Raw genomic sequence first — 20,456 nt, forward strand, 5'->3', positions numbered from 1 at the left:
CGCAACCACCGGCCTGCATGTCGATTTGCCGCAGAGGCCGGCTTACTGACGGATCATTCCGAGGATCTCGTGGGCCGCTTTCGGAATGTTGGTCCCCGGACCGTAGATCGCGGCGACACCGGACTTCAGCAGGAAATCATAATCCTGCGGCGGGATGACGCCGCCGCAGACCACGATGATGTCGTCCGATCCGGCCTTCTTCAGTTCCTCGACCAGCGCCGGGACCAGCGTCTTGTGGCCGGCTGCCTGGCTGGACACGCCGATGACGTGCACGTCGTTCTCCACCGCCTGCCGGGCCGCCTCGTCCGGGGTCTGGAACAACGGCCCGACATCGACGTCGAAGCCGATGTCGGCGAAGGCTGTGGCGATTACCTTGGCGCCGCGGTCGTGTCCGTCCTGGCCCATCTTGACCACCAGCATGCGGGGACGCCGCCCCTCCTCCTCGGCGAAGGCCTTGACCTCCTGCTGGATCGTGGCGAAGCCCTCGTCGCCCTCGTAGGCGGCGCCGTAGACGCCGCTGACAGAGCGGATCACCGCCCGGTGCCGGGTGAAGACGGATTCGAGCGCGTCGGAGATCTCGCCGACGGTCGCCCGCGCCCGGGTGGCCTTGACCGCGAGGTCGAGCAGGTTGCCGCTGCCGTCCTTCGCCGCCTGGGTCAGCGCGTCGAGCGAGGCCCGCCACGCCGCCTCGTCGCGGCTGGCCCGGATCCGCTGGAGCCGGGCGACCTGCTGCTCGCGGACCACGGTGTTGTCGATGTCCAGCACGTCGACCTTTTCGGGGTTGGCGACGCGGTACTTGTTGACGCCGACGACCACTTCCTCCGCCCGGTCGATGCGGGCCTGGCGCTTGGCGGCGGCCTCCTCGATCTTCAGCTTGGGCATGCCGCTCTCGACCGCTCGAGTCATGCCGCCCAGCCCCTCGACCTCGTCGATCAGGGCCTGGGCATGGGACGCCAGCGAATTGGTCAGCGCCTCGATATAATAGGAGCCGCCGAGCGGATCGACCACGTGGGGAATGCCGGTCTCCTCCGCGATGATCAGCTGCGTGTTGCGCGCGATCCGGGCGGAGAACGGCGTGGGCAGGCCCAGCGCCTCGTCATAGGCGTTGGTGTGCAGCGACTGGGTGCCGCCCAGCACGGCGGCCATGGCCTCCACCGTGGTGCGGATGATGTTGTTGTAGGGGTCCTGCTCGGTCAGCGACACGCCGGAAGTCTGGCAGTGGGTGCGCAGCGCCAGCGAGCGCGCATCCTTGGGCTCGAAATTCTTCTGCATCAGCCGGGCCCACAGCAGGCGGGCGGCCCGCAGCTTCGCGATCTCCATGAAGAAGTTCATGCCGATGGCGAAGAAGAACGACAGGCGCGGCGCGAACTGGTCGACCTTCAGCCCCTTGGACTTGGCCGCGCGGACATATTCCAGCCCGTCGGCCAGGGTGAAAGCCAGCTCCTGCACCGCGGTCGCCCCGGCCTCCTGCATGTGGTAGCCGCTGATCGAGATCGAGTTGAAACGCGGCATGTTCAGCGCCGTGTACTCGATGATGTCGGCGACGATCCGCATGCTGGGCGCGGGCGGGTAGATGTAGGTGTTGCGGACCATGAACTCCTTGAGGATGTCGTTCTGGATGGTCCCGGCCAGCTTGTCCTGGCTGACGCCCTGCTCCTCCGCCGCGACGATGTATCCCGCCAGGACCGGCAGCACCGCGCCGTTCATGGTCATCGAGACTGTCATCTTGTCCAGCGGGATGTCGGCGAACAGGATCTTCATGTCCTCGACGCTGTCGATCGCCACCCCGGCCTTGCCGACGTCGCCGACCACGCGCGGATGGTCGCTGTCATAGCCCCGGTGGGTCGCCAGGTCGAAGGCGACGGACAGCCCCATCTGTCCAGCCGCGAGGTTCTGCTTGTAGAACTTGTTGCTCTCTTCCGCGGTGGAGAAGCCTGCATACTGGCGGATCGTCCAGGGCCGGTGCGAATACATTGTCGCGCGCGGCCCGCGCGTGAACGGCGCGAAGCCCGGCAAGGTTTCCAGCTCCAGCCCGGCGAGGTCGTCGGCGGTATAGAGCGGCTTGACCGGGATGCCTTCCGGCGTGTCCCAGACCAGCGTGTCGGGCGAGGCGCCGCCGGTGTCCTTGGTGGCGAGCGCGGTCCAGTCGGCCAGCGTCTTCTTGGGGAAATCGACCATGGGACAATCCTCCGGGGCGGGCTAAGCGTCTTGTTCGACGGTGTCTTCGGAACGGTATCGTATCAGAACAGGCGGTGGGCCATGCGGTCACGTGCCGCAGCATGCAGGGACGCGCCCCCTGATGGAGGCGCGTCCCCGTGCCCGATCAGCCCCGGTTCTGTGACCGGCGTGCGACCACGGTCCAGGCGGCGTGCATCAGCGCGGCACCCAGGGCGGTCTTGAGAAGCGTCGCGGCGACGAAGGGCGTCAGGCCGACCGCAACGGCCTTGTCCATCCCGAACAGCACGGCGAGCCAGGCGACGCCGGGGATGAACAGCAGGGCATGCCCGATCGACATGGCGGCCACCGCCTTGACCGGGCTGCGGTCCCAGCCGCGCTCGGCCAGCCAGCCGATCAGGCCGGCGGCCATGACGAAGCCGACCAGGTAACCGGCGGTCGGTCCGGTCATGTAGGCGAATCCGGCGCCCGTGCCGGCGAACACGGGCAGGCCGGCCATGCCCTCGGCCAGGTAAAGCAGGACGGTCGCCATGGCGAGCCGGCTGCCATAGGCCATGCCGAGCATCATGATGACGAGGCTCTGCATCGTCATCGGGACCGGCCAGAACGGCACCTGGGCCTTGGCCGAAAGGGCCAGCAGCAGGCTGCCGGCAAGGGCGAACCCCGCGGCGCGGATCAGGCTTCCGCCGGGCGCCAGGGTATCGAGCAGCGTCGGGTGGGTCGGAGAGAACGACTTCATGTCACTGTCCTTCGGGGGAGCGCGTTCAGGCGAACTCGATGATGATCTGGTCCACGGCGAGGCTGCTGCCCGGAGCCGCATGGATCTTCGCCACCTTGCCGTCCTGCTCGGCGCGCAGCAGGTTCTCCATCTTCATGGCCTCGACCACCGCCAGTTCCTGGCCGGCCTTGACCTCCTGTCCCACTTCGACCGCGACGCGGGCGAGCAGGCCCGGCATGGGCGACAGCAGGAACTTGGACATGTCGGGCGGCAGCTTGACCGGCATCAGGTCGGCCAGCTGGGCAGCCCGGGGGCTCAGCACCTGCGCCTTCATCTCCGCCCCGGCATGGATCAGCCGGTAGCCGGTGCCGATCCGGTCCAGCTGGATCGACAGGGGCCGGTAGTTGACCGTGCCGGTCCACAGCGGCTGGCCGATCTCCCAGTCCGAGCGGACCTCGAACCGCTTGCCGCCGAAGACCACGTCATAACCGTCGTCGACCGGATCAACCGTGCAGGGATGGTTGGTCCGCTCGGTCCGCACCACCCAGTCCCGCGCCACCTTGTGGCGGGCTCCCGGCATCTGGCCGCTGATGGTGGCGGCCCGCTCCTCCACCTTGCGCTGGACGGAGGCGGCCACCGCCATCAGCCGCTCGTTCGTGTCGGTGTCGAGCGACAGGCCGTGGAAGCCGTCGGGGAATTCCTCGGCGATGAAGTTGGTGGTCAGCCGGCCCTCGACGAACCGCGAATGGTTCATCAGCGCCGACAGGAAGCTGATGTTGTGTGCCACGCCGCGGATCTGGAACTTGTCCAGCGCTTCCCGCATGTGGTGGATCGCGCTGTTGCGGTCGGCGCCCCGGCTGATCAGCTTGGCGATCATCGGGTCGTAGAACATGCTGATCTCGCCGCCGTCATAGACGCCGGTGTCGACGCGGGTATGCGCGTCCTCCGCCGGCGGGACGTAGCGGGTCAGGCGGCCGGTGGACGGCAGGAAGCCGCGGGTCGGGTCCTCGGCATAGACGCGGGCCTCGATCGACCAGCCGTTCAGCTCGACGTCGCTCTGCTGGAGCTTCAGCTTCTCGCCGGCGGCGACGCGGATCATCTGCTCGACGAGGTCGAGGCCGACCACCAGCTCGGTCACCGGGTGCTCGACCTGGAGCCGGGTGTTCATCTCCAGGAAGTAGAAGTTGCGGTTGGCGTCGACGATGAACTCGACCGTGCCGGCCGACTTGTATTCCACCGCCTTGGCCAGGGCCACCGCCTGCTCGCCCATCGCCTTGCGGGTCGCGGGGTCGATGAAGGGGCTCGGCGCCTCCTCGATGACCTTCTGGTGGCGGCGCTGGATCGAGCATTCGCGCTCGCCCAGGTACAGCGTATTGCCGAAGGCGTCGCCCAGCACCTGGATCTCGATGTGGCGCGGCTGCTCGATGTATTTCTCGACGAAGACGCGGTCGTCGGCGAAGCTGGAGCGCGCCTCGTTCCGGGCGGAGCGGAAACCTTCCCGCGCCTGGTCGTCGTTCCAGGCGACGCGCATCCCCTTGCCGCCGCCGCCGGCCGAGGCCTTGATCATCACCGGATAGCCGATGTCCTTGGCGATGCGGACCGCGTCGTCCTCGTCCGGGATGACGCCCAGGTAACCGGGGACGGTGCTGACGCCGGCCGCGTGGGCCAGCTTCTTCGACTCGATCTTGTCGCCCATCGCCGCGATGGCGCGGACGTCGGGGCCGATGAAGGTGATGCCGTTGGCCTTGAGCGCCTCGCAGAACTCCGCCTTCTCCGACAGGAAGCCGTAGCCGGGATGGACGGCCTGGGCGCCGGTGCGCTTGCACGCCTCGATGATGCGGTCGGCGACCAGATAGCTCTGTGCGGACGGCGCCGGTCCGATCAGGACCTTCTCGTCGGCCATCTCGACATGCAGCGCCGCGGCGTCCGCCTCGGAATAGACGGCGACGGTCTTGATGCCCATGCGCCGGGCGGTCTTGATGACGCGGCAGGCGATCTCACCACGGTTGGCGATAAGGATCTTGGAGAACATGGTGGTCGCGCCTTCAGAGCGGGAGGTTGTCGTGCTTCTTCCAGGGATTCTCGAGCTGCTTGTTCTTCAGCATGGCGAGAGCCTTGGACACGCGGCGCCGGGTTCCGTGCGGCATGATCACGTCGTCGACGTAGCCCCGGCTGCCGGCGACGAACGGGGTGGCGAACTTCTGGCGGTATTCCTCGGTCCGCTGCTCGATCTTCTCCGGGTCGCCGATGTCGGAGCGGAAGATGATCTCCACCGCGCCCTTCGGCCCCATCACCGCGATTTCGGCGGTCGGCCAAGCATAGTTGACGTCGCCGCGCAGGTGCTTGGAGGCCATGACGTCGTAGGCGCCGCCGTAGGCCTTGCGGGTGATCACGGTGACCTTGGGCACCGTCGCCTCGGCGTAGGCGAACAGCAGCTTGGCGCCGTGCTTGATGATGCCGTTGTATTCCTGGGCGGTCCCCGGCAGGAAGCCCGGAACGTCAACGAATGTCACGATCGGGATGTTGAAGGCGTCGCAGAAGCGGACGAAGCGGGCGGCCTTGATCGCGGACTGGATGTCCAGGCAGCCGGCCAGCACCATCGGCTGGTTGGCGACCACGCCGACCGTGCCGCCGTTGATGCGGCCGAAGCCGGTGAGAATGTTCTTGGCGTAGTCGGGCTGGATCTCGAAGAAGTCGCCCTCGTCCACGACCTTCAGGATCAGTTCCTTCATGTCGTAGGGCTTGTTCGGATTGGCCGGAACCAGCGTGTCCAAAGAGAAGTCGTCGCGATTGCCGGGATCGGCGGTCACGCGGACGGGCGGCTTCTCGCGGTTGGACAGCGGCAGGAAGTCGATGAAGCGGCGGGTCTGGAGCAGCGCCTCGACGTCGTTCTCGAACGCCAGGTCGGCCACGCCCGACTTGCCCGTGTGGGTCATGGCGCCGCCCAGTTCCTCCGCCGTGACGACCTCGTGGGTGACGGTCTTCACCACGTCCGGCCCGGTCACGAACATGTAGGAGCTGTCCTTCACCATGAAGATGAAGTCGGTCATGGCCGGGGAGTACACGGCGCCGCCGGCGCACGGACCCATGATCAGGGAGATCTGCGGGATTACGCCCGAGGCCATGACGTTGCGCTGGAACACCTCGGCGTAGCCGCCGAGCGAGGCGACGCCCTCCTGGATGCGGGCGCCGCCGCTGTCGTTCAGCCCGATCACGGGGGCGCCGACCTTGAGCGCCTGGTCCATCACCTTGCAGATCTTCTCGGCATGGGCTTCCGACAGGGAGCCGCCGAACACGGTGAAGTCCTGCGAGAACACGAAGACCAGCCGCCCGTTGACGGTGCCGTGGCCGGTGACGACGCCATCGCCCGGCACCTTCTGCTCCTGCATGCCGAAGTCGGCGCAGCGGTGCTCGACGAACATGTCCCATTCCTCGAACGAGCCCTCGTCGAGCAGCAGGTCGATGCGTTCGCGGGCGGTCAGCTTGCCTTTGGCATGCTGGCCTTCGACACGCCGTTCGCCACCGCCGGCCCGCGCCGCGGCGCGCATCTGTTCGAGCTTTGCAAGGACTTCCTGCATGATCCGTCGTTTCCCCCGTTCAATCCACGCCCGCGCGCCCCGGGCCGGTGCGTCGCGCAACCGCGCTCCACGCCGCCGCAACCCATGCGCCTGAGCCCCGCCTTCGGCACCCGAGAGCAGCAGCGCACCTTATTTGCATCCTTGGCAGGGTTGCAATGATTGTCCCGGAACAAAAGAGCGAACTTGCAAAAAGCTTCGCCGAAAGGGATGATAAGACTGCGAAGTTTGCGAATTTTCGGCATAGATTAGTATGCAAAAGAAGCTTTTTCTCGGCTACAAGCTGCGCCGGCTGCGCGAACAGCGCGGATTGACGCAGGCGGCACTTGCGAAACTGCTGGAACTGTCGCCGAGCTATCTGAACCAGATCGAGAACAACCAGCGTCCCTTGACGCTGCCGGTGCTGCTGCGAATCGGGACAATCTTCGAGATCGACCTCGCGACCTTCGTCGAGGACGAGGAGGCCCGGCTGGTCTCCGACCTGCGGGAGGCGCTCGCCGACCCCCTGTTCGCCGGCGGGCCGATCGGCATGTCGGAGCTACGGAACGCTGCCGCCGCCTCGCCGGAGCTGGCGCGGCGTTCGCTGGTACTCCACCAAGCCTACCAGAAGCTCCAGGAGCGGGTCCAATCGCTGGCCGAGACCCTGTCGAGCCACGAGCGCGGGCAGGCGCTGGCCGGGCCGCAGTTCCCGTACGAGGAGGTACGGGACTATTTCCATTATTCCAACAATTATGTCGGCCCGCTGGACGAGGCTGCGGAGAAGCTGTCGGAGCAGGAGGGCTTCCGCCCGGCCGACATGCAGACCGACCTGATGAACCACCTCAAGGCCCGCCACGACGTGCGGATCAGGATCGTCGCCGACCATGACGGCGAGACGGCGATGCGGCGCTACGACTCGGCGAGCGGCACGCTGTTCCTGTCGGCCCTGCTGAGCGGGCCGAGCCGGGCCTTCCACTTGGCGCACCAGATCGCGCTGCTCGGCCAGAGCGAGACCATCGAGCAACTGATCGCCGAGGCGAACTTCACCACCGAGGATGCCAAATCGATCTGCCGCGTCGGGCTCGCGAACTATTTCGCCGGCGCGCTCGTGATGCCGTACCGCGCGTTCGCCGCACAGGCCAGGGCGGTCCGCCACGACATAGAGCAGCTCCAGAGCCGCTTCGCGGTCAGCTTCGAGCAGGTCTGCCACCGGCTCAGCACGCTCCAGCGACCGGGAGCTCGCGGCGTGCCTTTCTATTTCGTCCGGGTGGACATGGCAGGCAACATCACCAAGCGGCACAGCGCCACGCGGTTCCACTTCGCGCGGTTCGGCGGCGCCTGCCCGCTGTGGAACGTCCACGAGGCCTTCGCCCAGCCGGGCAAGATCCTGGTCCAGCTCGCCCGCATGCCGGACAACGTCGCCTATATCTGCGTCGCCCGCAGCGTGACCAAGCGGGCCGGCGCCTACCTGAAGCCGAGCCGCCAGTTCGCCATCGGCCTGGGCTGCGAGGCCGCCTACGCGCCGGAAGTCGTCTATTCCGCCGGGCTCGACATCAGCAATGCCGACGCCGCCGTGCCGATCGGGGTGAGCTGCCGGATCTGCGAGCGCGAGGACTGCCAGCAACGGGCATTCCCGCCGATCGGAAGCCACCTGACGGTGAACGAGCATCACCGCAGCTTCGTCCCCTACCTGTTCACCCAGGCGGGCGAGGACGATGCGGGGGCGGTCACGGGAGCGGCGGTCGAGGGTGTGGGATGACCAGCCGGCCCGTCGGGCGGCGGCAGCGTCGGAATGGGGCTTGACCGTTCCTGGAGGGCATGTCACCGTCGTCCGCATGAACAGCTCCATCGTCACAGCAGCGCAGCGTTGGTGGTGGCCCGTGTAACCGGGCGGCCAACCCTCATGAATTGACGATCGTTGTGATCGACATCGAGGCCGCCACGGGTTCCGGGCGGCCTTCGTCTTTTCAGCGAGAGGACGTGGAAGTTCCGTTCGGTCTCCGTCGCGGCGCCTGACACCGCGAGACCAGAATGGAAGCCACGACCATGACCGAGCCCCAGAAGCCCCTCACCTACCGCACGCGCGGCGGCATACAGGTCGAGCGCCGGCTGATTCCGCAACCCTATGAGAACGCCGTCGAGCCCCTGGTCGACGCGCTGGAGCGCCGGCGCGGCGTGCTGCTTTCTTCCAGCTTCGACTATCCCGGCCGCTATACACGCTGGGACCTGGGTTTCGTCGATCCGCCGGTGATGCTGACCGCCCGCGACCGCACCGTCCGGATCGAGGCATTGAACCCGCGTGGCCGGGTGCTGCTCCGTGCCATGGCCGACGCCCTGGCTGACCTGCCGGCCCTGGAGCGGCTGGAAACGGTCCCCGGCCTGATCCTGTGCCGCGTGCGGGAAGCGGCGGCGGGGTTTCAGGAGGAGGAACGCAGCCGCCAGCCCTCCGTCTTCTCCGTGCTGCGGGCGGTCTCCCGCCTGTTCGAGTCGCCGGATGACCACAGGCTGGGCCTGTACGGCGCCTTCGGGTACGACTTGGCGTTCCAGTTCGAGCCGATCCGGCGCCGGCTGGAGCGGGCCGGCGACCAGCGCGACATGGTGCTGTACCTGCCCGACGAGGTGCTGGTGGTGGACCACGTCACGGCCACCGCGACGATCCACCATTACGAGTTCGCGGCGGCGGGGGAGCGAACCCACGGTTTGGCCCGGACGACCGCCCCGTCCCCCTATGACGGCTCGACGCCGGACGGTGCCGCCGAACAGCCGGAATGCGACCACGGGCCGAATGAATATGCGGATGCGGTGGAGCGGGCGCGCGGAGCCTTCAAACGGGGCGACCTGTTCGAAGTCGTGCTGAGCCAGGTCTTCGCGGAACCCTGCCCCAACGGCCCGGCCACCCTGTTCCGCCGGCTGCGCCGGGCCAACCCGTCGCCTTACGGGGCGCTCGTCAACTTGGGGGACGGCGAGTTCGTGGTGGCGGCGTCGCCGGAAATGTATGTCCGCGTCGAGGGACGGCGGATCGAGACCTGCCCCATCTCCGGCACCATCGCCCGGGGCGCCGACCCGATCGCCGATGCCGCGCAGATCCTGGCCTTGCTGAACTCCGCCAAGGATGCTGCCGAACTGACCATGTGCACCGACGTGGACCGCAATGATAAATCGCGGATCTGCGAGCCCGGTTCCGTGCGGGTGATCGGCCGTCGGCAGGTCGAGCTCTATTCCAGGCTGATCCATACCGTGGACCATGTCGAGGGAACCTTGCGCGAAGGGTTCGACGCGCTCGACGGCTTTCTCAGCCATACTTGGGCGGTCACGGTGACCGGTGCACCGAAGCGGCGAGCCATGCAGTTCGTCGAGGACAACGAGAAGTCTCCCCGCCGGTGGTACGGGGGCGCGATCGGCTGCCTGACCTTCGATGGCGGCATGAACACCGGGCTGACGCTGCGAACGATCAGGCTCCATCGCGGGATGGCCGAGGTCAGGGTCGGCGCCACGCTGCTGTTCGACAGCGATCCTCAGGCCGAGGACGCCGAATGCCGGCTGAAGGGCTCGGCCCTGTTCGACGCCATCCGGCGACCGGCCGGGAACGGAGCGCCCGCAGGCGCCCCCGCGACGCGGCCGGGTGCCGGGAAGCGGGTGCTGCTCGTGGACCACGAGGACAGCTTCGTCCACACCCTGGGCAACTACTTCCGGCAGACCGGCGCCGAGGTGACCACCCTGCGCGCCGATGCCGCACGGGCCGGCCTGTCGGCGCTGAGTCCCGACCTGCTGGTGCTGTCGCCCGGTCCGGGCAGGCCGGCGGACTTCGACGTCTCGGCGACCCTCGGCGCGGCCATGGATCTCGGCATACCGGTGTTCGGCGTTTGCCTGGGCCTGCAGGGCATGGTGGAGCATTTCGGCGGGCGGCTCGGCGTGCTGGATCAGCCGATGCACGGAAAGCCGTCGCGCGTGCGGGTGACGGGCGGCCGGCTGCTCGCCGGGTTGCCGGCTGAATTCGGCGTCGGGCGCTATCATTCCCTGTTCGCCGAACCGGGCGCCCTCCCCGGCGATCTCGAGGTGACGGCCGTCAGCGAGGACGGCGTCGTGATGGCGATCGAGCACCGGCACCGGCCCCTGGCCGCCGTACAGTTCCACCCGGAGTCCATCCTCTCGGTCGAGGGCGACGTGGGGCTCCGCCTGATCGGCGCGGTGATCCGGGACCTGTCCGCGGACGGGCAACACATGGATAAAAACTCAACCGATAGGCATACACCTTCTGGACTAGAGGAAAGGATGGCCTGTACAGTCTGACGGACCGCGGCGGCGGGACCGTCCCCGCCCCACGTTCGATACCCCGAGGATCGGCCCAGGCAGGATCTACGACGTGAGCAGGCAGGCGGTACAATTCGCCCCGTCGACTTTCGAGGAGCGGGGCACGGCGGTGTCCTTCACCACCCCGATGCTGTCCCAGACCAGGATCAGGAAGGACGATCGGGACCGGCTGGAAATCCTTGTGCCGAGCTTTTCCGCCGGCAAGGGCATCTATGTGATTCCCTGGAAAGCCGTGCCGGAAATGGTGTCGATGACGGTGCATGACCGCTGCCTGCACCGCCTGATCGTCAAGGAGCCGGTCTGTTCGCCGAACGAGGTGCGGACGGCGTCACTGCGTGTGGCGCGGACCGGCCTCGCCGGCCCTCCGGCCGCGGCGGCTGCCGATGCCGCCCTTCGGGAGGACGAAAACCACCGCACCCTGGCGAACTACATGCTGATCGTCGGCATCCTGGAAGCGGTCGGGCTGGACAGCGCCGACATCCTGACCGCCGGCCTGGATACCGACCAGGGCCAGCTTCTGGCGCGGGGCCTGATGGCGCGGGCGGCGGCAAGCCTGAAGCTGGCGCCGACCGAGCTTTTCGCCCGGGTCGAGGAGCTGAGCGACGCGATCTGCCCGATCGGCCTGGAACGGGCGCCGAAGCCGGGGCGGCTTCGCCGCCGCGTCGCCGACCTTTCGGCCTGCCGGGACAGGATGGCGGAATGGTCGCGGACCGCGCCCGAGGAGAGCGCTCCGGTCGCCCGGTTCTGCGCCGACGTCGCGGGCCTGACCATCGATCTCGGCCGCGAGGTGCTCGGTGCCTTCAACAAAAAGCTGAGGGACATCGAACCCCTGCTGTCCCACTGGCACAAGGAGATGCCGCATATCCGCAACCTGTCGATCCGGCTGGCCTGGCTGCTCGACGGATGGGAGTACGTGGTGGCCCGTTGGGCCGAATCCGAAGACAAGGAACGGCAGGAGCAGTGCGAGGCGATGGAGGACATCTTCCGCGTCCTGCCGCTGGTTCCGACGCGGGAGGCGACGACCGACCTGCATGCAGAGAAGGCCAAGGTGGCGCGGACCCAGCGCCGGACGGTCCGCCCCTACGAGGACTGGCGAACCGGGGAACGGGACCTGGACATGATCCAGCGCATCGAGCGGGTCAAGGCGAAGGCGGCATGACAAGCCAGAAGACCGACCTGAAGGACCTGGAGAAGCGGCTGCTCGACGTGCCCGCCGCGAAGTTCCGGGAGATCGTGAAGCTGCTGGAGCAGGTCCGGGAGCGGCCGGAGGTCGAGGACACGCTGACCACGATCCGCCCGCGCCTCACCCAGGTCCGGCCCCAGCGGCGCCCTACCCTGACCCGCCTGATGTGCCTGCCCTTCGAGGACGTGCTGGACGGCGGCGGGCGGGTCGGGAGCATCGGCGGCGTCCAGCGGCGGGCGATCATCCCGATCTGGCGGATCGTGGAGAACGGCATCGATCCGAAACTGCTGAACCTGCTGCAGCACAACAGCGCCGCGACCGATCCGGACGATGCGGCGGGGCATCAGGCCATCGGCCGGCAATTGTGGCGGGCCGCCGCGGAGGTGCTGAAGCGCCGCCTCGACCTGCCCGAACCCCCGGCCGGCGACATACCCGCGACCACCCTGCGCCGCGACGTCGAGTCGGTGATGCCCTTCCTCGACTGCGCCGAGGCGATCGAGGAGCTGAAACCCCTGCTGCCGGAAAAACCGATCACCTACCTGTCGGCCACCGACATCGCGGTGATCGAGCACCAGATCCAGATGGTCGCCAGGAGCGATCCGGGACGGCCGCTTCAGGTCCTGCTGGTGGTCGCCGGCCGGCTGGCCAATCCGGCTTCCCTGCTCCAGCGGCTGGAGGACATGGATTTCGGTAAGCATGCCCGGGCGCAGAAGCCGCTGATCATTGCCCGGCTCGGATCGATGGTGGTCAGGAACCTGGAGGAACGGTCCCACCACCTGACGGGCGACGCGACCTTGTCGACGCGGCCGGGCGACGCGGTGACGCTGGCCGAGAGCCTGATCGACGGCCTGATCTCGGCCGGCAGCGCCCTCGACTCGGCCTACGACGACTCCGTCGCCAGCCGCCTCCAGACGGTGCGCGGCGCCGTGCGGGGATTGATCCAGTCCGGCGTCATAGACGCCGCGCCGGGCCGGATCCTGCCGGCCGCCCTGGAAGGGGAACTGTCGATGGACCGGCTCGAGCAGGCCGAGGACCATGCCCGAGCGCTCCGCCGCTGCACCCGGATCGCCGCTCCCCTGGGGCTGGGCGGCATGGTCGAAAGCACGCTGAAGATGATCGAGGAGGAGTTGGAGCGCAGCGCCGGCTTGCTGATCCAGGAACTCGAGTCAGGCGGGACACACCACGCCGAGGCGGTGGTGGCGGGATCGCGCCTGTTCGGGGCGATCCGGATGATCGAGCTGGTCGGCGGCTCCAGCCGCGCCGACATGCTGCTGACGCGCGGCTCCCGGGCCCTGGAGTGGCTTGGCCAGAAGGCGATGGCAGCACCTTAGCGGCGGCTCATCCGCGCCAGAAGTTGGGGTTCATCAGGACGATCACGGTGAAGAACTCCAGCCGTCCCAGCAGCATCCCGGCGGTCAGGATCCACTTGGCGCTGTCCGGCAGCGGAGCGAAGTTGCCGACCGGGCCGATGATGGCTCCCAGGCCGGGCCCGACATTCGCCAGCGCCGTGGCGGCACCGGAAAGGGCGGTGATGAGGTCGAGCCCGGCGGCACCGAGCGCGATGGTGAAAACCAGCAGAAACGCCATGAACATGAAGCCGAAGCTCATCACCGACAGCATGATGTCGTTGTCGACCACCTTCTCGTTATAGGTCATCGGCATCACGCGGTGAGGGCTGTAGAGCCGGATGAGCTGTTTCTTCAACACCAGGAACAGGATCTCGAACCGGAAGATCTTGATGCCGCCGGCGGTCGAACCGGTGCAGCCGCCGACCAGGGTGAGCACCAGGAACGCCGCTATGGCAAGCGGTCCCCAGCTGTTGTAGTCCGCCGATGCGAAGCCGGTCGTGGTCACCACCGAAACGACGTTGAACGTCGCGAGCCGGACACCGTCGTACCAGCTCAAATCCTCCCTCAGGGACAGCCATGTGCCCATCGCCACCGAGACAACGGTCAGGAAGCCGATGTACCAGCGCACCTGGGTGTCGCGCCAGATCGCGCCGGGATCCCCCTTGGCGAAGCTGAGGAAGCGGACGAAAGGCATGCCGCCGGCGAGCATGGCGATGATCAGCACCCATTCGATCGCGTCGCTCTCCCAGGCGGTGATCGAAGGGTCGCGGGTCGAGAAGCCGCCGGTGGAAACGGCCGCCATCGCGTGGGTCACCGCGTCGAACAGCGTCATGCCGCTGAACCGAAGGGCCACGGTCGTCATGACCGTCATGGTCAGGTAGACCCAGCCGATCCAGATCGCAAGGTCGGACGCCCGCGCCACCACCTTGTCGGACCGGTCCGACGACTCGGAGCGGAACAGCTGCATGCCGCCGACCCGCAGGAACGGCAGGATGGCGATGCCCATGGCGACGATGCCGATGCCGCCCAGCCACTGGGTCAGCGCCCGCCACAGCAGCAATCCGGGCGGCAAGGTGTCGAGCCCGGCGATCACCGTCGACCCCGTCGTCGTCAGGCCGGACATGGCCTCGAAATAGGCGTCGGTCGCACTCAGGTTGATCACAGAGAACATGAAGGGAAGAGCCGAGAACAGGCAGACGATCACCCAGCTCAGGGTCGTCAGGAGAAAAGTCTGCCTGAGATTCAGCGTTATGGTCGGCGTCCAGTTGGTCAGCAGCAGCAGGACGCCGAAGAACAGCGTCAAGGCCGAGGCGGTGCCGAATACTTTCCAGTCCGAGCTTCCGGCGGCGAGGTCGACCAGCATCGGGGCCAGCATGGCGACTGCCAGGATGGTGATGAGGCTGCCGATCACGTAGAAGACGGGCCGAACGTCAAGCGCGGCCATGAATTTCGATTCTCCTGCCGATCCGCATACCTGTCACGTGGCGCCAATCCATCACGCCTTCGGTTCCTTGTAAAGACCGCTTGGGATGGCGCACTTTGTCGCCCGCAGTCGAGCGCTACCCTCGGCCTTCGTCGCGGACACGGCGCAGCACCCAGGCGCGGTCCTTGTAGGCGAGGTGGAGATCCTCCTGCCCGAGCACCCGCCCCATTTCCGAGGCCAGGTCGTTGAGCAGGATGCAGATCGATTCGTCGTCCAGATCGCCGCTGTAGAGCGGCAGGGCCTCGCCCGTGAAGATCGCCACGGGTTCCCGATCGCTTCCGGCGGTGCCCTTGCTTCCAGCCCCCGGCCAGGCATAGACCACCTCGCCGCGGGTGAACATGCCGGACAGGAACGGCTGCCCCGCATCGGCGCGACGCTTCATCCAGTCGTGGGCGACCCGTACCGCCTGCTCGATGTCGTAGATCCTGCCGGACCGGCTCCACCCCTCCCGCAGCCCAAGCGTGATCCGGAAGTCGCGCCGTTCCCCGGCCGATCCGGCAACGGTTTCGAATTGCCAGGTGCCGCCGCCGGGTTCCGGCGGCCGTTCCCTATCGGTCATGGTTTTCCCTTTCCCCGCCGAAACACCGGCCCGGCATGACGATCCGCCGGTCCGCGATACCTTGAGTCATTCCAGGGAGAACGTCAGACGATAGCGTGTTCCGGGCGGCGGTTCCAGGTCGAGCCGGCCCGAAATCTGCCGGACGAGGCGATCGACCAGCATGATGCCGAGGCTTGACCGCCGCGGCGCCGGCGTGAAGCCGGGGCCGGTGTCGGCCACGCGCAACACCACGGCATCGCCCTCCCGCGACAGGCTAACCCTGACCTCTCCGGTGGCACCACCGGGAAACGCATGCTTGAAGGCGTTGGAGATCAGCTCGTTGGCGATCAGCGCCAGGGGCACGGCGGCATCCATGCTGACCGGCACGGGCTCGGCCGCCTCCACCACGCTGACCACCCGATCCTCGGGCAGCCCATAGGCGTCGTGAAGGTTGGCGGTCAAGGTCCGAAGCACCTCGGCGAAGTCGATGTCGGCCAGCGTGGTCGAACGATAGAGCAGCTCGTGGATCGTGCTCATCGCCGAGACCCGGTTCAGGCTTTCGCGCAGGGCATCGACCCCGGTCTCGTCGCGCAGGCGGCTCGCCTGCAACCGCAACAGGCTAACCACGACCTGAAGGTTGTTCTTGACCCGGTGATGAACCTCCTTCAGCAGCACCTCGCGCTCGTTCAGCGCCGCGACCAGCTCCTGGTTGGCCTGCAGGATTCCGGCCTCGACCCGTTTCTGCTCGGTGATGTCGTGGACGACGAGAACCGCTCCGTCGACCCTGTCGCCGCTCAGGATGGGCGCTACGGAGCACAGCACGTCCACCCTGGAGCCGTCGCGCCGGAAGAAGACGTCCTCGTGTTCGCGGAGCGTGCTGCGGGTCGAGAGGATCCCGTTGAGCGGACACTCCTCGATCGGAAACGGGCGGCCGTCCGGGTATTGGTAATGCAAGGCGTTGTGCAGGTCCTTGCCGACCAGTTCCTCGGCCGGCCAGCCGAACATGCGCTCGGCCGCCGGGTTGACGAACGAAACCCGGCGCTGCGCGTCCATCAGGAACAGCGCCTCGGCGGCGTTGTCGGTGATCGTCCGCATCAGCCGGAGCTGGCGGCGCGCCTCCTCCTCCGCCTCGAAGCGTTCGGTGATGTCCACGCAACTGCCTGTATAGCCGCCGAAAATCCCTTCCGGCGTGAAGCGCGGTTTGCCGGTGTTCAGCATCCAGCGCCAGACGCCGTCCTTGCGGCGCATGCGGAACTGGATCTGGAACGGGCGCCGGGCCTGGAAAGCCTCGAACGCCGCATCCAGCTGGCCTTTATCGTCGGGATGGAGGATTTCCAGCCAGCCTTCGCCGACCTCCCGCTCCAGCGCGCGGCCGGTGAAGTCCAGCCAGGCACGGTTGAAATAGACGCCGCGCCCGGCGGTCTCGGACATCCAGATCAGGACCGGAGCGCTGTCGGCGAGAGCGCGGAACCGCTCCTCGTCAGGCCCCAGCACGTCGCTCATTTTGCCGGTGTCTCGCTGGGTTCGGATTGTTGCGCCTCGGCCTCCTCCGCCGATGCCTCCTCTGCCGGCTGGCCATGGTCGGCGGGATCGATCGCCGCCAGTTCGGCCGCGGTCGGCGCATCAAGGGGCACGCCGTCCTCCAGGGGTTCGGGGATCGGATCGAACTCGGGCATGGCCAGCCGCTCGCGGGCGGACTCGGCGCTGGTCCAGACCGCCCCGTCATGGAGTGCCGTCAGCAGGACGAGGCTGCGCCCCGCGGCGGTGATCTCGCCGTCCGTGTCGAGCAGGGACGGCTTCTTGCCCGGGTGCGCGGTGTCGAGCAGGGATTGCCAGCCGACCACTCCCGGCACGGCGGGCATCTTGAACGGCAGATCCTCGTGGTAGGAGTTGATCACCAGCATCAGGATGTCGCCCGGCTTGCCCTTGGCCTGCTGCTGGAGCCCGCGGGCGACCCGTCCGTCGAGCAGCATGCCGACGCAGCGGGCCAGCGGGTCCTGCCACTGCTCCGAGCTTTTCTCGACGCCGGCCGGCGTGATCCAGGTGATGTCCTTGAACCCCAGCTCCTTGTCCTGGTGACCGTGCAGGAATTTCGGCAGGCCCAGCAACGGGTGTGACTGGCGGAGAGCCACCACCTCGCGGACGAACTCGATCAGATCCTGGTCCTGCTCGTCGATCTTGTCCCAGTTGATCCAGCCGATCTCGCTGTTCTGGCAATAGACGTTGTTGTTGCCGCCCTGGGTGTTGCCGAACTCGTCGCCGGCCAGGATCATCGGCGTTCCCTGCGAGAACAGGAGCGTCGCCAGCATATTGCGCTTCTGCCGCTCCCGGAGCGCCCTGATCTCGGGATCGTCGGTCTGCCCCTCGACACCGTGGTTCCAGCTGTGATTGTTGGAGTGGCCGTCGTTGTTGTTCTCCCCGTTGGCCTCGTTGTGCTTCTCGTTGTACGAGACGAGGTCGTTCAGGGTGAAACCGTCATGGGCGGTGATGAAGTTGACGCTCGCCCACGGCCTGCGGCCGCGCTTCTCGAAGAAGTCGCTGGAGCCGGTCAGGCGCGACGCCACTTCCGGCAGCTTGCCCTCGTCGCCCTTCCAGTAGCTGCGGATGGTGTCGCGGTAGCGGTCGTTCCACTCCGCCCAGCCAGGCGGGAACTCGCCGACCTGATAACCGCCGGGGCCGATGTCCCAAGGCTCGGCGATCAGCTTGACGCGGGACAGGATCGGGTCCTGGCGGCAGGCGTCCAGGAATCCGCCGCCCTGGTCGAAGCCGTGGGGCTCGCGCCCCAGGATCGTCGCCAGGTCGAAGCGGAAGCCGTCCACCCGCATCTCGGTCGCCCAGTAGCGCAGGCTGTCGGTCACCATCTGGAGGACCCGCGGATGGGACACGTTGAGCGTGTTGCCGGTCCCGGTATCGTTTATGTAGTAACGCGGGTCAGGCGCCAGGCGATAGTAGGAAGCGTTGTCGATGCCCTTGAACGACAGGGTCGGGCCGCGCTCGTTGCCTTCGGCGGTGTGGTTGTAGACGACGTCCAGGATCACTTCGATGCCCGCGTCATGGAAACGGGCGACCATCTCCTTGAACTCGCCGATCGTCCCCGAAGCCGAATAGCGCGGTTCCGGCGCGAAGAAGCCGATCGTGTTGTAGCCCCAGTAGTTCCGCAGGCCGCGTTCCAGCAGGTGCCGGTCGTCCAGGAAGGCGTGGACCGGCAGGAGCTCGATCGAGGTGATCCCGATGCTGCGGATGTAATCGACCACGTCCTGGTGGGCGAGGCCGGCATAGGTCCCCTGGAGCTGCGGCGGCACCGCGGGGTGGCGCATCGTGTAGCCGCCGACATGGGTCTCGTAGAAGATCGTCCGCTCCCACGGAATCCGCGGCGCCTGGGTATGGCCCCAGGTGAAGGCGGGATCGACCACGCGGCACTTCGGCATGCCCGGCGCGCTGTCGCGCCGGTCGAACGACAGGTCGTCGCGCGGCGAGCCGATGCGGTATCCGAAATGGGCGTCCGACCAGCGCATATGGCCGACCAGCGCCTTGGCATAGGGATCGAGCAGAAGCTTGTTCGGGTTGAAGCGGTGGCCCGCGGTCGGTTCGAAGGGGCCATGGACGCGATAGCCGTAGACGGTGCCCGGCCGGGCGTCGGGAAGATAGCCGTGCCAGACCTCGTCCGTGTATTCCGGCAGCTCGATGCGCTCCAGCTCCCTCTTGCCGTCCTTGTCGAACAGGCAAAGTTCGACCTTGGTGGCGTGAGCGGAAAACAGGGCAAAATTCACACCCAATCCGTCCCAGGTCGCACCCAGGGGGAAGGGAAGACCTTCCTGGATGCGGGACCGGCGGACGGTATTGACGACAGGCGGCGTTCTGCTCACGGATCGGCCTCGATGGAAAGATTGGGAAATCTCAGGTTCGACATTTCGTGACGAGAGAACAACCGAAGTGCCCGCAAGGTCCCGCCCAACAAGTCGGCTGCGCTGATTTTCTTCTCAAAGCGTTATTGCATTGAGCCCCAGCCGAAGTAACCGAGGCCAAGGAAGTCAGAATGCAGGACGGCGCGACCCGCGTGAACGAAGAAGAAGGCACCATAGTCGACCCGCCCGCCGCCGCCGAACAGGCCGGGCTGGTCTATGTCTCGGACGAGGAACCGGGAATCCGGCGGCGGAAGTCGGGCAAGGGGTTCAGCTATCGGAAACCCGACGGTGGCGTCCTGAAGGACAAGGCGGACCTGGATCGGATCAAGTCGCTGGCGATCCCGCCAGCCTATACGGACGTCTGGATCTGCCCAGACCCGAACGGACACATCCAGGCGACCGGCCGCGACGACCGGGGCCGCAAGCAGTACCGTTACCATCCCCGCTGGCGGGAGGTGCGCGACAGCACCAAGTACGAGCGGATGCTGGAGTTCGGCCGGGCGCTTCCCGCGATCCGGGAACGCATAGCGGCCGATATGGGCAAGCGCGGGCTGCCGCGCGAAAAGGTGCTGGCGACCGTCGTCCACCTGCTGGAGAACACCCTGATCCGCGTCGGCAACGCGACATATTCGAAGGAGAACAAGAGCTTCGGCCTGACCACCCTGCTGGACCGCCACGTGGAGGTGGACGGCGGCAAGATGCGATTCGAGTTCAAGGGCAAGAGCGGCAAGGTCTGGAACCTGCAGGTCAAGGACCGCCGGATCGCCCGCATCGTAAAGTCCTGCCAGGACGTGCCGGGCCAGCACCTGTTCCAGTATCTCGACGACGACGGCACCCGGCACGGCGTCACCTCGCAGGACGTGAACGACTATCTGAGGGAGATCAGCGGGAAGGATTTCTCCGCCAAGGATTTCCGGACCTGGGCCGGTACCGTGCTGGCGGCGCTGGCGCTGGCCGAGTTCGAAAGCTTCGACACCAAGGCTGCCGCCAAGCGGAACCTGCGCGCCGCCATCGAACGGGTCTCCGCCCGGCTCGGCAACACGCCGGCGATCTGCCGGAAATGCTATATCCATCCCCAGGTGCTCGACTGCTATCTCGAAGGGGATCTGGTCACCCAGTTGAAGGATCAGGTAGAAGACGACCTTCGCTCCGGCCTCGACGCCCTCAAGCCGGAGGAAGCGGCCGTGCTGGCCTTTCTCCATCGCCGCCTCGAGCGCGAAGCCGCCTGATCCGGAGTTTC

Annotated in this window: 13 protein-coding genes; 5 read left to right on the forward strand and 8 right to left on the reverse strand. The window is 67.1% G+C overall.

Annotated elements, in window-relative coordinates; all coding sequences use genetic code 11:
* Positions 1 to 42 precede the first annotated feature (42 nt).
* The 4 genes from scpA to JL101_RS14205 all read right to left on the reverse strand — a co-directional run bounded on the left by scpA (position 43) and on the right by JL101_RS14205 (position 6,471).
* Positions 43 to 2,178: a methylmalonyl-CoA mutase gene (scpA, locus tag JL101_RS14190; RefSeq protein ID WP_203095767.1), complete on the reverse strand. Its 2,136-nt coding sequence runs from the start codon at positions 2,176 to 2,178 to the stop codon at positions 43 to 45.
* A gap of 145 nt (positions 2,179 to 2,323) precedes the next feature.
* Positions 2,324 to 2,914: a biotin transporter BioY gene (locus JL101_RS14195; RefSeq protein WP_203095768.1), complete on the reverse strand. Its 591-nt coding sequence runs from the start codon at positions 2,912 to 2,914 to the stop codon at positions 2,324 to 2,326.
* A gap of 25 nt (positions 2,915 to 2,939) precedes the next feature.
* The gene (locus tag JL101_RS14200) at positions 2,940 to 4,925 is read right to left on the reverse strand and encodes an acetyl-CoA carboxylase biotin carboxylase subunit (RefSeq protein WP_203095770.1); all 1,986 of its coding nucleotides are present in this window, start codon (positions 4,923 to 4,925) and stop codon (positions 2,940 to 2,942) included.
* A 13-nt stretch (positions 4,926 to 4,938) separates the two neighbouring features.
* Positions 4,939 to 6,471 carry an acyl-CoA carboxylase subunit beta gene (locus JL101_RS14205; RefSeq protein ID WP_203095772.1) on the reverse strand — a complete coding sequence of 511 codons (1,533 nt, stop codon included), beginning with the start codon at positions 6,469 to 6,471 and terminating at the stop codon, positions 4,939 to 4,941.
* A gap of 250 nt (positions 6,472 to 6,721) precedes the next feature.
* Between JL101_RS14205 and JL101_RS14210 the strand changes: the two genes are divergently transcribed.
* The 4 genes from JL101_RS14210 to JL101_RS14225 all read left to right on the forward strand — a co-directional run bounded on the left by JL101_RS14210 (position 6,722) and on the right by JL101_RS14225 (position 13,272).
* Complete coding sequence (locus JL101_RS14210; protein WP_203095774.1) at positions 6,722 to 8,206, forward strand: helix-turn-helix domain-containing protein; 1,485 nt, start codon at positions 6,722 to 6,724, stop codon at positions 8,204 to 8,206.
* Positions 8,207 to 8,493: 287 nt separating this feature from the next.
* Complete coding sequence (locus JL101_RS14215; RefSeq protein WP_228434833.1) at positions 8,494 to 10,737, forward strand: anthranilate synthase; 2,244 nt, start codon at positions 8,494 to 8,496, stop codon at positions 10,735 to 10,737.
* A 73-nt stretch (positions 10,738 to 10,810) separates the two neighbouring features.
* Complete coding sequence (locus JL101_RS14220; RefSeq protein WP_203095778.1) at positions 10,811 to 11,917, forward strand: hypothetical protein; 1,107 nt, start codon at positions 10,811 to 10,813, stop codon at positions 11,915 to 11,917.
* Positions 11,914 to 13,272: a hypothetical protein gene (locus JL101_RS14225; protein ID WP_203095780.1), complete on the forward strand. Its 1,359-nt coding sequence runs from the start codon at positions 11,914 to 11,916 to the stop codon at positions 13,270 to 13,272. Before JL101_RS14220 ends, JL101_RS14225 begins: the two co-directional genes overlap by 4 nt.
* Before the next feature lie 7 nt (positions 13,273 to 13,279).
* Here JL101_RS14225 and JL101_RS14230 read toward each other — a convergent pair whose 3' ends face one another.
* From JL101_RS14230 to glgX, 4 genes are all read right to left on the reverse strand, one after another.
* Positions 13,280 to 14,734, reverse strand: a complete 1,455-nt coding sequence (locus JL101_RS14230) for a TrkH family potassium uptake protein (RefSeq protein ID WP_203095781.1) — start codon at positions 14,732 to 14,734, stop codon at positions 13,280 to 13,282.
* Positions 14,735 to 14,849: 115 nt separating this feature from the next.
* Positions 14,850 to 15,332, reverse strand: a complete 483-nt coding sequence (locus tag JL101_RS14235) for a hypothetical protein (RefSeq protein WP_203095784.1) — start codon at positions 15,330 to 15,332, stop codon at positions 14,850 to 14,852.
* Between the two features lie 66 nt (positions 15,333 to 15,398).
* Positions 15,399 to 16,814 (reverse strand): sensor histidine kinase, encoded by a 1,416-nt coding sequence (locus JL101_RS14240; protein WP_203095786.1) that lies wholly within the window; start codon positions 16,812 to 16,814, stop codon positions 15,399 to 15,401.
* The gene (gene glgX, locus JL101_RS14245; protein WP_203095788.1) at positions 16,811 to 19,177 is read right to left on the reverse strand and encodes a glycogen debranching protein GlgX; all 2,367 of its coding nucleotides are present in this window, start codon (positions 19,175 to 19,177) and stop codon (positions 16,811 to 16,813) included. Before glgX ends, JL101_RS14240 begins: the two co-directional genes overlap by 4 nt.
* Positions 19,178 to 19,347: 170 nt before the next feature.
* Between glgX and JL101_RS14250 the strand changes: the two genes are divergently transcribed.
* Complete coding sequence (locus tag JL101_RS14250) at positions 19,348 to 20,445, forward strand: DNA topoisomerase IB (RefSeq protein WP_203095790.1); 1,098 nt, start codon at positions 19,348 to 19,350, stop codon at positions 20,443 to 20,445.
* Positions 20,446 to 20,456 lie beyond the last annotated feature (11 nt).

The sequence above is a fragment of the Skermanella rosea genome, assembly GCF_016806835.2.
GTDB lineage: Bacteria > Pseudomonadota > Alphaproteobacteria > Azospirillales > Azospirillaceae > Skermanella > Skermanella rosea.